This window comes from Serratia sp. BNK-33-b (genome assembly GCF_048684565.1).
In the GTDB taxonomy this organism is placed as follows: domain Bacteria; phylum Pseudomonadota; class Gammaproteobacteria; order Enterobacterales; family Enterobacteriaceae; genus Serratia; species Serratia marcescens.
The window spans coordinates 3,345,925-3,358,005 of the sequence record NZ_JBLQTZ010000001.1 but is presented as its reverse complement, the minus strand read 5'-3'; the positions used below and the strand labels follow the sequence as shown (position 1 = coordinate 3,358,005).

Here is a 12,081-nt window from a genome sequence, read left to right as displayed (position 1 = left end):
AAAATCCTTTTTACTATTATTTTTCCTATAGTTATCCCCTTTGTGACGAACAGATTATTAATCGCGGCGGAGACAATCCTCCAGCCGCCGATGAGGGTTGTGCGCAGCGCCGCGCAAAACTAAATGCCGCTGAACCAGTTGTAGCCCTGATCCTCCCAATAGCCGCCCGGATTGACGTCGCTGACGAAGATCGCGGCGATATGTTTGGCGTTTTTGAACCCCAGTTTGGTTGGCACGCGCAGCCGCAGCGGGTAGCCATAGTCCGCCGGCAGCGCCTTGCCGCCGAAATCCAGCGCCAGGATGGTCTGCGGGTGCAGCGCGGTGGCCATGTCGAGGCTGGCGTAGTAACGATCGGCGCATTTGAAGCCGACGTAACCGGCATTCAGATCCGCGCCGACGTGCTGCAGAAAGGTGCGCAGCGGCACGCCGCCCCATTGACCAATGGCGCTCCAGCCCTCAATGCAGATCAGACGCGTGATCTGACTTTGCTGTGGCAGCCGCTGCAGCTGTTCCAGCGTCCAGGGCGCTTTTTTCTCCACTTTCCCCGCGACCTCAAGCCGATAGCCGGCAAGATCGATCTCGGGGACGTTGTATTCCGGGTAAAACGCGTTGAAGGGGAAAGGCTGGGTAATCTGATCGGGGCGGTAAGTTTGCGCCAACCGCTGGCCGCTGAACAGCCAGGCCTGCACCCGGTCGTTCCAGCGCGACATGGCCCACAGCACCTTATCCACCCGATCGCCGTCTTGCAGGTTGCAACCGGTGAGCATGGCGATGCCGCCCAGCGTTAGCCCGGAGCGCAACATCAGCCGGCGTTGCAGATTGACCAACTGCTTTTTTTGGTCCGGTTCCAGCGTCGGCGCGGCTGCCCGCTGTTTTTTCTCATTCATGTTTGCCACCCGTTATCATCGCCCACAGCGTTTTGGGCACGACAGCCACCATAAAGACGTGGATCGCCACGAACAGGCCGATGCCGGCCATGGCGAAAAAATGCACGTAGCGTGCGAAATCGAAGCCGCCAAACAGCGCGACCAATCCCTGCAGCTGAACCGGCTTCCAAATCGCCAGGCCGGACAGCACCAGCAATAGACCCAGCGCCAGTACGCCGAGGTACATCAGTTTCTGAATGGCGTTATAGTGGCCATGCCGGTGGCGCAGGCGCAGCGTCAACGCCAGCCAGATATCCTGCCGCAGCGCGCCGATGCGAAGCGGCAACAGATCGCGGCGAAAATGACCGCTGAACAGGCTCCACAGCAGATAGCAGACGGCGTTGAGCGCCAATAGCCACATCACCGCCAAATGCCAACCAATCGCGCCGCCCAGCCAACCGCCCAGCGTCATCTGCGGCGGAAAGCGGAAATCGAACAGCGGCGAGGCGTTGTAGATTTCCCAACCGCTCATGAACATGCACACCATGGCGAACAGGTTGATCCAATGAGTGATTCGAACCGGCCAGCGATGCACCGGCCGCGACGCGTTGGTTTTCATGGCTTTCCTCCGGTTACATCGGCGGCACGGTGCCGTCTTTGCCGGCGGAAATGCGGGTGGCGATGCGTTCGCCCTTATCGTTGACGGCGGAGAACAGCACGATGTGCACGCCCGGTTTAAGCAGGCTCAGATCGCCCGGATCCAGCGTCACGATCGGCACGTCTTCCGGCACGACGACGGTTTTCTGCTGGTTGCCGTAGGTGACGGTCAGGGTGCGGCCGTTGGATTTGAGCAGTTTACCGACGGTGCCGTTGGTCATGGTGTCCACTTTGCCGTCGGCGGATTCCCAGGCCGAATGCCCTTCGCCGGTGCCGCGCAGGCTGGCGGCGAACACGTGCACTTCCAGCGCTTTGAGCGTGCCGTCCGGCTGCGGCACGGCGGCGGTGCCGATAAAGCTGTCCGGTTTGATGTCGTCCAGCGTGGCTTTGGAAACGCTGAGCACTTTGGTCTGATCGTTCAGCTTGACGCTGAGTGTCTCGCCTTTGCGATCGGTCAGTTGCAGATTGCCGTCGGCAACCTGGCTGATGGTGCCGCGCAGCGGCGCAATCACCTTGCCCGGCGGTTGGGCGGCGGCCAAGCCGCTGGACAGCAGTAATGTGGATAACAATAAACCGGCTATACGATGACGGGTAATCATAACGTTCTCCTGAAATGAGTTTGCCGGTTAAGCATGGTTGACCTACTGGGTCAGCGCCATGGCCGTTTGATGACATTAATGTCATCAAGTTTGTCCGCCGAAACTGCTAGTATTTTTGCAGACGTAACGAGGTGGCGAGCATGCGAATACTGGTTGTTGAAGACGATATCGGCACAGGGGATTACCTGAAGAAAGGGCTGGGTGAGGCGGGCTACGGCGTCGATTTGGCGCGTACCGGCACCGATGGGCTGTTTCGCGCGTTGGAGCAGGATTACGATGCGATCGTGCTCGATGTCATGCTGCCGGGGCTGGACGGCTGGCAGGTCATCGAGGTGCTGCGCAAGAAAAGCGACGTACCGATCCTGTTTCTCACCGCCCGCGACGGCGTGCAGGATCGCATCCACGGTCTGGAGCTGGGCGCGGACGACTATCTTATCAAGCCGTTTTCCTTTACCGAGCTGGTGCTGCGTTTGCGCACCTTGCTGCGCCGCGGGCCGGCGCGCGAAGCCGATCATTACGCCATCGCCGATCTGCAGTTGGACGTATTGCGCCGCCGGGCGGTGCGCCAGGATCAGGTGATCCCGTTGACCAACAAGGAGTTCATGCTGCTGCATCTGCTGGTGCGGCGCGAAGGCGAAGTGCTGTCGCGCACGCAGATAGCCTCTCAGGTGTGGGACATGAATTTCGACAGCGACACCAATGTGGTTGACGTGGCGATCAAACGCCTGCGCGCCAAAATCGACCGGCCGTTCGACGTCAAGCTGATCCACAGCGTGCGCGGCATCGGCTATGTTTGCGAGCCGCGCTCGTGAACGCCCGCGCTTCACGTCGGCCGGTGTCGCTGACGCTGCGCACCGCCATGTTGTTCGCGCTGGTGGCCGCCTGCGTGGTGAGCGGGACGGGCTGGTATCTGTTTGGCGCCATGCGTCAGGAAATGACGCTCCGCAGCGATCTGCAGGTGACCGGGCGCATCGAGTATTTCCGCCATTTACTGGGGCAGCGCTTTCCTTTGGCGCGTCTGACCGCCAATAACGGCCTGTTCGAAAATATGCTGGGCAATGAACAGGACGTGCTGATTTTCCAAATCCCGGGGCAAAAGCCGCTCATCAATGTGAATCCGGCCAGGGTGGCCCTGCCGCCGATCGCGCCGACGCCGCCCGAACAGGCGCAGACGCTGGCCGCCGTGCGCGGCGGGGAAACGGCGCAGGGGGTGCCGCTGCGCGCGGCGTCGGCGATGGTGCGCCTGGAAGACGGCAGTTTGCTGCAGATCTCCGCCGCGCACGTGATGGTCAACGAGCAGAAGATGCTGGCGCGTTACCTGTGGCGCATTGTCGCGGCGGTCATTGTGGCTTTCCTGCTGATTGCGCTGCTGAGCTATGGGGTCATGCGCCGGGGATTGAAGCCGCTATGGCGCATGGCGGCGCAGGCGTCGCAGATCGCGCCCAATACATTGTCGACGCGCCTCAGCGAACAGGGGGCGCCGAAGGAATTGCAGCAGCTGACCCGTTCGTTCAATGCGATGCTCGATCGGTTGAATGAAGGTTATCAGCGGCTGACGCAGTTTTCCGCCGATCTGGCCCATGAGATCCGCACCCCGGTGGGCGCGTTGATGGGCCAGTGTCAGGTGGCGCTGTATCAATCCCGCAGCGTGGAGGAGTACGAAACCCTATTGTCGAACAATATGGATGAGCTGGAGCGTATTTCGCGCATGGTGGAAAACATCCTGTTTCTGGCGCGCGCCGGTGAGGCGCAGTCCGCGCTGAACTACAGTCGTCTGGATGTGGCGGCAGAGCTGCGGCGGGTGGCGGATTACTTCGAAGGGCTGGCGGAAGAACGCGGCATCGCGCTGAGCTGCGAGGGGGAAGGCGAGCTGAAGGCGGACGCGATGTTGTTCCAGCGGGCGCTGAGCAACCTGGTGGCCAACGCGGTGCGTTATGCCGACGAAAACAGCCTGATCGTCCTGCGGGCTGAACGACGCGCCGATGCCTGGTGGGTGCAGGTCATCAATCAGGGGCCGTCGATCGCGCCGGCACAGCTGGAAAAACTGTTCGATCGTTTCTACCGCGCCGATCCCGCGCGCAGCGCCGGCAGCCACGCCAGCGGCCTCGGGCTGTCTATCGTACGCGCCATCATGACGCTGCACGGCGGTGAGGTGCGCGCCGAATGTACCGGGCGCGCGTCTGCCGCCAGCCTCATTTTCAGCCTGCGGTTCCCGCTCGCGCAATAACCGTTGTGCCGGACTCATGCGGCGGAATGGCAAAACGGAAGCAGGCGCCGCTTTGCGGTTGTTCAATCAGTTGGATGTCGCTGTCGTGCAGTTGCAGAATGCGCCGCACGATCATTAACCCCAGCCCGCCGGCGGGGCGTCGGGCGCCGCTCAGGATCGACGGCCGCACGAACAGATCGGCGCGCAGCGTCTGCGGAATGCCGGGGCCGCTGTCGCTGACCTGCACCATCACCCGACCTTCCTGCCGCCACAGCCGCACGCCAATGTCGCCGCCGGGCGGCGTATGGCGAATGGCGTTGTCCAGCAGGTTGGTCAGCACCCGCTCAATCATGCTGAGATCGGCGAACACCGGCGGAATGCCGGGAGCGATGTCGGCGTGCAGCCGCTGATTGCGCGCCTCCGCCGCCAGCTCGAACTTCTGGAACACGTCTTGCAGCAGTTCGCTGAGGGAGAAGGGTTCTTTCTGCGGTTTCACCACGCCGTATTCCAGCCGCGCCAGCTCGAACAGCTCCTGCGCCAGCTTGCCCACCTTGCGGCTCTGCGCCAGCGCGATCTCCAGATAGCGGCGCCGTTCGGTGTCGCTCAGGGTGGCGGCCTTGACCGACAGCGTTTCCAGATAGCCGTGCAGCGAGGTGAGCGGGGTGCGCAGATCGTGCGAGACGTTGGCGATGAATTCGCGCCGCAGCCGATCCTGCTGCGCCAGCGTTTGCCACTGTTCGGCGAGGCGCTGCGCCATGCGGTGGAAGGCCTGTTGCAACTGACTGACCTCGTCGCGCCCGGCCGGCGCCGCCGGCAGCGCCGCGTAGGCCTGCACCGCCTCGATGCCGCCGCTGTCCAGCGCATTGACCTGGCGGGTCAGGCGCCGGATGGGGCGAGTGACCCAGTAAAACGCGAAACCGCCGGCCAGCAGGCTGAACAGCACCATCACCCCGGAGGTCCACAGCGCCATCCTGACCGCCGAGTTGAACTGGGCGTTGCTGGCCAGCGCCGTGTACTCCTCACCGAGCAAGACCACATACAGGTAACCTTCGATCCGGCCGTCGACCTTCAGCGGCGCAACGCTGAACACCTTGCGCCCGTCCGCACTGCGCGGATCGTCGCCGTACACCGGCATCTGCGCGCCATCGAGCAGCGCCTGCAGCGGCACCAGCGCGACCCGCTGCCGCTTCAGATGCCCGGCCGGCGCGGCGTTGCCGATGATTGCGCCCTGTTTGTCGAGCAGATAAACCTCCACGCTGGGGTTCACCGCCATCAGCTGATCGAACAGGGTATGCACCGCCTGCGGATCCGGCCCGTTCACCCCCAGCAGCGGATTGCTGTCGGCGATATGCTGCGCCAGGTTGCCGGACAGGCGCTGGATCACCGCCTGGCTGTACTGGGTATTGCTGCGCACCTGCATCCAGCCGGAAAAGGCGCAGCCGATGACGATCAGCAGCGCGAAGATCAGCGTGAGGCGCTGCGCTAACGTAAGGTTTTTCATGGCTCACTCTTGCGGCGCGGCCGCGAATTTATAGCCCATGCCCCACACCGTGAGGATGCGCTCGGGTTCCGCCGGATTGCGCTCAATCTTGATGCGCAGCCGGTTGATATGGGTGTTGACGGTGTGCTCATACCCTTCGTGCTGATAGCCCCAGACCTGATTCAACAGGCTGAGGCGCGAGAACACCTGGCCCGGGTGGCGGGCGAAAAAGTACAGCAGGTCGAATTCGCGCGGCGTCAGCTCGATCGGCTGTTGGTGCAGGCGCACCTCGCGGGCGATAGGATCGATGGTCAGATCGTTGAAGCTGAGCGCGCCGGCGTCCATGCGCAGGTTGCGGCTCATCGCCTCCTGGCGGCGAAACAGCGCCTTGACCCGCGCCACCAGCTCCAGCATGGAAAAGGGTTTGGCCAGATAGTCGTCGGCGCCCAGCTCCAGCCCCAGCACACGGTGCACCTCGCTGGAGCGCGCGCTGGTGATGATGATCGGCGTGTAGCGCGTCATGGTGCGCGCCCGGCGGCAAATCTCCAATCCGTCCACGCCCGGCAGCATCAGATCGAGGATCAAGGCGTCCCAGCCGCCCTGTTCCAGCATCGCCATGCCCTGATTGCCGTCGGCGGCGTGGCTGATGGCGTAACCCTCGTCACGCAGATGCAGCTGCAGCAGCTCGGCGATGTCGCCGTCGTCTTCGACGATCAAAATTCGTTTTGGCTTGTCCATTCTCATTACCGCTGATTGCCCGATTCTTTCTGAAGTCTACACAACCGCCATCGGCGGAGTTATCACATTTTATTTAACTCTGCGTGAGGTCTTGGGGAACAAATCCGGGGAATACTCGGTTCATCGCATCGTTAGCTGGCAGGAATCGTTATGAGCCTCACTCTCACCCCGGAACAACGACAGACCGTACATCCGCTGTGGCTGCGGTTAACGCATTGGCTGAATGCGCTGGCGATGCTGATCATGGTGACCAGCGGCTGGCGCATCTACAACGCCTCGCCGCTGTTCAACTTCAGCTTTTTCAACGAGCTGACGCTCGGTGGCTGGCTGGGCGGCGCGCTGCAGTGGCACTTCGCCGGCATGTGGCTGTTTGGCGTCAACGGGTTGTGCTACCTGCTGCTTAACCTGACCAGCGGGCGTTTCAAACGCAAATATTGGCCGCTCAGCCCGAAGCAGTTTCTCGCCGATGTCGGCGCGGCGTTGCGCGGCCGGTTGCAGCACGCCGACCTGCGCCACTACAACATGGTGCAGCGCGTGGCCTATCTGTCGGTGATGCTCCTTGGCGTGCTGAGCGCGCTGTCCGGACTGGTGCTGTGGAAATCGGTGCAGTTTCCACTGCTGCGCACGCTGCTCGGCGGCTATGAAGCGGCGCGCTATATCCACTTTTTCGCCATGTCGGCGCTGGTGGCCTTCGTCGCGATCCATCTGGTGATGGTGGCGCTGGTGCCCCGCACGCTGTTGGCCATGCTGCGCGGACGCTAAGGAGTGAATGATGGAAAAGGATAAACAAATCATGACGATCGTTGAAGGGCAGGCGATCGTCAAAGAAGCGCAGCGCTTGTTGACCGCGTCATCCCGCCGCCGCTTTCTGCGCAACGGCCTGACGTTGGGCGGTATCGCCATGCTTACCGGCTGCGATCTCAGCGGCAACGCCAACGTCGAGCAGGCGTTGAGCCGCATTTCGCGCCTCAACGATCGGGTGCAGGGCTGGCTGTTCAACGGCGATCGTTTGGCGCCGGTCTACCCGGAGTCGATGATCACCCGGCCATTCCCGTTCAACGCCTTTTACGCCGAGGAGGACGCGCCCGACATCAACGGCGACGACTATCGGCTGGAGGTGGCGGGGTTGGTGCAGGACAAGCGCGCCTGGAGCCTGCCGCAGCTGCATCGGATGGCGCAGGTCAGCCAGGTGACGCGTCATATTTGCGTCGAGGGTTGGAGCGCTATCGGCAAGTGGGGCGGCGTGCCGTTCGCCACCTTTCTCAAGGCGATCGGCGCGGATCTGAGCGCCCGCTACGTCAGCTTCAAATGCGCCGACGACTACTACACCAGTATCGACATGGCCACCGCGCTGCATCCGCAGACGATTATCGCGCTGACCTACGACGGCCAGATCTTGCCGCGCAAGTACGGCTACCCGATGAAGCTGCGCATGCCGACCAAGCTGGGCTACAAGAATCCGAAGCACATTCAGGTGATCGAGGTCACCAACCGCTTCCCGGGCGGTTACTGGGAAGACCAGGGTTACAACTGGTTTGGCGGCAGCTGAGGCGGCCGCCGGCCATTCTCCGGCACTCCGGTGCCTTTGACATGACGGAAGGAAATACCATGAAAAAGTTATTCGCAATGATGATGTGCAGCGCGCTGATGCTGGGCGTGGCCGGCGCCAACGCCGCGGACGGCATGAGCAAAGACGCGATGAAAAAGGACGGCATGAGCCAGATGTCGCACGACGGCATGGCGAAAGATGGGATGAAGAAAGAGTGCATGGGCAAGGACTGCATGAAGAAAGACAAGATGGGGAAAGACGCCATGAAAAAGGATGGCATGGCGAAAGACGGTATGGCCAAAGACGGCATGAAGAAAGACGAAATGAAAAAGGACGCGATGGGGCAGTAAGCCGCCGTACCCCGCGGCCGCAAGCGGCAAACCGCGGCGGCCGCGGGCAACATAAGGAGAGAGGACGATGCTGGCGACATGGCTGAGGCGCTTTCGGCGCTCGAACGGGGACGTTATCTTTATGCGCGCGGCGCTGGTGGTGATCTTCGCCGCCTTCGGCTACGCCAAGTGGTTTGATTACGAAGCGCAGGGACTGGTGCCACTGATCGGCAACAGCCCGCTGCTGAGCTGGATGCACCAGGCGTTCGGCATCCGCGGCGCCAGCTATGCGCTGGGCGTCGCCGAGTGGAGCTTCGGTTTGCTGCTGCTGGCGGGATTCTGGTCGCGGCGGCTGGGGTTGCTGGGGGCGATCGGATCGACGGTGACCTACCTGACCACGCTGACGCTGATCTTTTCCACGCCGGGCGCCTGGGAGCCCTCCGCCGGCGGTTTTCCCGCCATGGCCGGCGCCACCAGCTTTTTAATCAAGGATCTTGTGTTGCTGGCCGGTTCTCTGGTGCTGTTGAAAGCCGATTTGCCGGCCGAGCAGGCATAAAAAAGGGCGTAGCCTGGCTACGCCCTCTCGTTATTGATTGACCGTCACATATCCGGGAAGGTCAGGGTGCCCCCCGGCGCTTCGCGATGAATGTGCAGGAAGTTCAGGTGCTTCTCATACTGGTCGAGGATATCGCCAATCACCTGTTCCTTGCTGTAGTCCATCAGGTCGTTGCCCTGGGTGCCTTCCATCAGGAAGGTTTCCAGCCGGTAGTAGTGCGACTTGCCGGAGCGGGCGCGGTAGGTGAAGCCCGGCACCGAGTAGCGCATCGGCCAGATCTGATAGATGAAGTTCTGTTCCTCGCCCAGGTGCACCAGCAGCTCCAGGTGGTTCAGGCGTTCGTCTTCGGTCGGCGGCACTTCGCTGAACTCCACTTTCGCGCCGCGCAACTCCAGCTCGCGCGCCACGTCCTGCATCGCCGGACGGCAAACCTTATCCAACATTTTCTGCGTGTACTGCGTGCCCGGGTAGTTCATCACCCGCGACAGACGCTGTTTCCAGTTGAGCACGTCGTGGCTGGAGACCGGCACCGGCGCCAGGGTGCTGAGCGCGCTGGCCTTGCGGTAGTCTTCCACCCGCAGCGATTTATACAGCCCGGCCATCACGAAGAAGATCACGAAGCTGAACGGCAGGCCCATGATCACCGTGGTTTTCTGCAGCGCCGGCACGCCGTCGGTCATCAGCATGCCGATGGTCAGCAGGCCGATGGCCACCGACCAGAAAATCCGCAGCCAGTTCGGCGCATCATTATTGATGTCGGCCAGGCGCGAGGTGAAGTTGCCCAACACCAGCGAGCCGGAGTCCGCCGAGGTGACGTAGAACAGCAGGCCGGTGATGGTGGCCACCGAGGCGCTGAAGGTGAAGCCGGGGTATTGCGCCAGCAGGCTGTAGAAGCCGCGCTCCGGGAACTGCATCACTTCCTGAGCAAACTCGGCGTTGCCGTGGATGATCTGGTACAGCGCGCTGTTGCCGAAGATAGACAGCCACAGCAGGGTAAACACGAACGGTATGATCAGCGTGCCGACCACGAACTGACGAATGGTGCGCCCGCGCGAGATGCGCGCCAGGAACAGGCCGACGAACGGCGACCACGCCACCCACCAGGCCCAGAAGAACAGCGTCCAGTTGTTCATCCATTCCACCGGCCGATCGAAGGCGAAGCTGTTGAGCGTCATGCCCATAAAGCGGTTGACGTAATCGCCGACGTTAAGCACCAGCGCGTTGAGCAGGAACTCGGTGTCGCCGAAGAACAACACGAACAGGATCAGACCCAGCGCCAGCAGCACGTTCAGCTCGGACAGGATGCGGATGCCCTTGTTGACGCCGGAAGTCACCGAGATGGTGGCCATGATCACCGACAGCAGGATCAGCGAGCCCTGCACCGTCAGGTTTTCCGGGATCTCGAACAATACCTTGAGGCCGTAGTTGAGCTGCACCACGCCGATGCCCAGCGTGGTGGCGATGCCGAAGATGGTGCCGAGCACCGCGGCGATGTCCACGCTGTGGCCGATCGGGCCGTTGATGCGCTTACCGAAGATCGGGTACAGCGCCGAGCGGATGGTCAGCGGCAGATTGTAGCGATAGCTGAAGTAGCCGAGGGCGATGCCCATCAGCGCATACATCGACCAGCCGGTCAGGCCGTAGTGGAACAGCGTCCAGACCATCGCCTGGCGCGCGGCCTCCAGCGTTTGCGCGTCGCCTTCCGGCGGCATCATGTACTGGGTCACCGGCTCGGCGACCGAGAAGAACATCAGGTCGATGCCGATGCCGGCGGCGAACAGCATCGCCGCCCAACTCATCAGGCTGAACTCCGGTTTGGACTGTTCCGGCCCGAGCTTGATGGAACCGAAGCGCGAGGCGGCGATAAACACCACGAACACGATGTACAGCGTCGCCGCCAGCAGGTAGTACCAACCGAAGGTGGTCGATACCCAATTCAGCGTGCGGGTGATCCACTGCCCGGAGAAGTCGGTGAAAAAGATGGTCATCAGCGAGAAGGCCAGGATCAGCCCCGCCGAGGTGAAGAAAACCACAGGGTTGAGGCGGTCCTGCTGCGGTTTGGAGGAGGTTTCGCGTGTTGTCATCGTCATCCTCTGAACTGAGTAAAATCGTGCCGCTCCGCATTTCGGGGCGCGTTGGCGCCGCCGGAAAACGGGCGAATGAAGGCGGCGACCATCCCCATGGGAATGGCCTGAGTAACGCCGCTTTCGCCTGTTGCTGAAGCACCGGAGCGCTTCGCGGCGGGAACCGCTTACAGCCACTGATTTTGGTCAGATTCGTTAATTACCTCACAAAAATCAGCCAGTTCCACAACCAGATAGTACAAATTTTTAACCAGGCGGCAATAAAATATATGCAATTTTTATTGAACGTTCAATCAAAAAAAAGTTTAATAGTCCTCATGATGACCTGAATCACGGGCGAAACGGCAGTGAAATTTGCCCGCTGAGATAAGGCCGAAGTCGGTTTTGTGAGAGTCGAAATATGCCAAAGGTAGGAATGCAGCCAATCAGAAGGCAGCAGTTGATTGATGCCACGCTCGCCGCGGTAAACGAAGTGGGAATGCATGACGCCACCATCGCGCAGATCGCGCGGCGGGCCGGCGTTTCCAACGGCATCATCAGCCATTATTTCAAGGACAAGAACGGCCTGCTGGAAGCCACGATGCGCTATCTGATCAGCCATCTGGGCGAGGCGGTGAAATTGCGCTTGCAGGCGCTCACCGATAACAGCCCGGCGGCGCGGCTGCAGGCGATCGTCGCCGGCAACTTCGACGACAGCCAGATCAACAGCGCGGCGATGAAGACCTGGCTGGCCTTTTGGGCCAGCAGCCTGCACCAGCCGCAGCTCAACCGGCTGCAGCAGGTGAACGGCCGCCGGCTTTATTCCAACCTGTGCGCCGAGTTTCGCCGCGTCATGCCGCAGCCGCAGGCGCGGTTGGCGGCCAAGGGGCTGGCGGCACTGATCGATGGGCTGTGGCTGCGCAGCGCGCTGCGCGGTTCGGCGTTCAATCAGGCGCAGGCGCTGGCGCTCACGACCGAATACATCACGTTCCAACTCCGGGGGCAAACGCCGCCCGGAGGCTAACTCAAGGAGATCCT

General features: G+C 61.7%; 13 protein-coding genes. 7 read left to right on the top strand and 6 right to left on the bottom strand.

All coding sequences use genetic code 11. The features are described from left to right. Positions 1-119: 119 nt before the first annotated feature. Genes ACMGGK_RS16105 through ACMGGK_RS16095 form a run of 3 tightly spaced genes read right to left on the bottom strand, consistent with a single transcriptional unit; the run spans position 120 to position 2,122 of the window. Positions 120-887, bottom strand: coding sequence for a molybdopterin-dependent oxidoreductase (locus ACMGGK_RS16105; protein WP_033640918.1), 768 nt, complete (start codon positions 885-887; stop codon positions 120-122). Further along, a complete protein-coding gene (locus ACMGGK_RS16100) occupies positions 880-1,485 on the bottom strand; it encodes a cytochrome b/b6 domain-containing protein (RefSeq protein ID WP_048795952.1) in 606 nt (201 codons plus the stop codon). The genes ACMGGK_RS16105 and ACMGGK_RS16100 overlap by 8 nt, the downstream gene beginning before the upstream one ends. A 13-nt stretch (positions 1,486-1,498) precedes the next feature. After that, a complete protein-coding gene (locus ACMGGK_RS16095; RefSeq protein ID WP_420277023.1) occupies positions 1,499-2,122 on the bottom strand; it encodes a hypothetical protein in 624 nt (207 codons plus the stop codon). Positions 2,123-2,262: 140 nt separating this feature from the next. Between ACMGGK_RS16095 and ACMGGK_RS16090 the strand changes: the two genes are divergently transcribed. Both ACMGGK_RS16090 and ACMGGK_RS16085 read left to right on the top strand, forming a co-directional pair. Then, positions 2,263-2,934, top strand: a complete 672-nt coding sequence (locus tag ACMGGK_RS16090) for a heavy metal response regulator transcription factor (RefSeq protein WP_016928497.1) — start codon at positions 2,263-2,265, stop codon at positions 2,932-2,934. Beyond that, entirely contained in the window at positions 2,931-4,349 is a 1,419-nt protein-coding gene (locus tag ACMGGK_RS16085) for a heavy metal sensor histidine kinase (protein WP_143778752.1), read from the top strand. Before ACMGGK_RS16090 ends, ACMGGK_RS16085 begins: the two co-directional genes overlap by 4 nt. Here the strand turns inward: ACMGGK_RS16085 and ACMGGK_RS16080 are convergent. Then, entirely contained in the window at positions 4,321-5,829 is a 1,509-nt protein-coding gene (locus ACMGGK_RS16080; RefSeq protein ID WP_420277022.1) for an ATP-binding protein, read from the bottom strand. The two genes, ACMGGK_RS16085 and ACMGGK_RS16080, sit on opposite strands and share 29 nt — an antisense overlap. A 3-nt stretch (positions 5,830-5,832) precedes the next feature. Further along, entirely contained in the window at positions 5,833-6,546 is a 714-nt protein-coding gene (locus ACMGGK_RS16075) for a response regulator transcription factor (RefSeq protein WP_016928494.1), read from the bottom strand. Between the two features lie 150 nt (positions 6,547-6,696). Here ACMGGK_RS16075 and ACMGGK_RS16070 point away from each other — a divergent pair, with 150 nt between their 5' ends. From ACMGGK_RS16070 to ACMGGK_RS16055, 4 genes are all read left to right on the top strand, one after another. Beyond that, on the top strand, positions 6,697-7,308 hold the full coding sequence (locus ACMGGK_RS16070; protein WP_016928493.1) for a cytochrome b/b6 domain-containing protein: 612 nt from the start codon (positions 6,697-6,699) through the stop codon (positions 7,306-7,308). 10 nt (positions 7,309-7,318) lie between these two features. After that, positions 7,319-8,095: a molybdopterin-dependent oxidoreductase gene (locus ACMGGK_RS16065; protein WP_049299842.1), complete on the top strand. Its 777-nt coding sequence runs from the start codon at positions 7,319-7,321 to the stop codon at positions 8,093-8,095. 59 nt (positions 8,096-8,154) lie between these two features. Continuing rightward, positions 8,155-8,445, top strand: a complete 291-nt coding sequence (locus ACMGGK_RS16060) for a pentapeptide MXKDX repeat protein (protein ID WP_016928491.1) — start codon at positions 8,155-8,157, stop codon at positions 8,443-8,445. A gap of 67 nt (positions 8,446-8,512) precedes the next feature. Then, entirely contained in the window at positions 8,513-8,980 is a 468-nt protein-coding gene (locus tag ACMGGK_RS16055) for a YkgB family protein (protein WP_016928490.1), read from the top strand. A 44-nt stretch (positions 8,981-9,024) separates the two neighbouring features. Here ACMGGK_RS16055 and ACMGGK_RS16050 read toward each other — a convergent pair whose 3' ends face one another. Then, positions 9,025-11,064 carry a choline transporter gene (locus ACMGGK_RS16050; RefSeq protein ID WP_004939112.1) on the bottom strand — a complete coding sequence of 680 codons (2,040 nt, stop codon included), beginning with the start codon at positions 11,062-11,064 and terminating at the stop codon, positions 9,025-9,027. A gap of 400 nt (positions 11,065-11,464) precedes the next feature. Between ACMGGK_RS16050 and betI the strand changes: the two genes are divergently transcribed. Further along, on the top strand, positions 11,465-12,067 hold the full coding sequence (gene betI / locus ACMGGK_RS16045) for a transcriptional regulator BetI (protein WP_004939107.1): 603 nt from the start codon (positions 11,465-11,467) through the stop codon (positions 12,065-12,067). Positions 12,068-12,081: the final 14 nt, after the last annotated feature.

Excerpts from the sequence above, each read along its gene's own strand:
- ACMGGK_RS16105 (WP_033640918.1), bottom strand. The coding sequence starts at position 887 with ATGAATGAGAAAAAACAGCGGGCAGCCGCGCCGACGCTGGAACCGGAC.
- ACMGGK_RS16100 (WP_048795952.1), bottom strand. The coding sequence starts at position 1,485 with ATGAAAACCAACGCGTCGCGGCCGGTGCATCGCTGGCCGGTTCGAATC.
- ACMGGK_RS16095 (WP_420277023.1), bottom strand. The coding sequence starts at position 2,122 with ATGATTACCCGTCATCGTATAGCCGGTTTATTGTTATCCACATTACTG.
- ACMGGK_RS16090 (WP_016928497.1), top strand. The coding sequence starts at position 2,263 with ATGCGAATACTGGTTGTTGAAGACGATATCGGCACAGGGGATTACCTG.
- ACMGGK_RS16080 (WP_420277022.1), bottom strand. The coding sequence starts at position 5,829 with ATGAAAAACCTTACGTTAGCGCAGCGCCTCACGCTGATCTTCGCGCTG.
- ACMGGK_RS16075 (WP_016928494.1), bottom strand. The coding sequence starts at position 6,546 with ATGGACAAGCCAAAACGAATTTTGATCGTCGAAGACGACGGCGACATC.
- ACMGGK_RS16070 (WP_016928493.1), top strand. The coding sequence starts at position 6,697 with ATGAGCCTCACTCTCACCCCGGAACAACGACAGACCGTACATCCGCTG.
- ACMGGK_RS16065 (WP_049299842.1), top strand. The coding sequence starts at position 7,319 with ATGGAAAAGGATAAACAAATCATGACGATCGTTGAAGGGCAGGCGATC.
- ACMGGK_RS16060 (WP_016928491.1), top strand. The coding sequence starts at position 8,155 with ATGAAAAAGTTATTCGCAATGATGATGTGCAGCGCGCTGATGCTGGGC.
- ACMGGK_RS16055 (WP_016928490.1), top strand. The coding sequence starts at position 8,513 with ATGCTGGCGACATGGCTGAGGCGCTTTCGGCGCTCGAACGGGGACGTT.
- ACMGGK_RS16050 (WP_004939112.1), bottom strand. The coding sequence starts at position 11,064 with ATGACAACACGCGAAACCTCCTCCAAACCGCAGCAGGACCGCCTCAAC.
- betI (WP_004939107.1), top strand. The coding sequence starts at position 11,465 with ATGCCAAAGGTAGGAATGCAGCCAATCAGAAGGCAGCAGTTGATTGAT.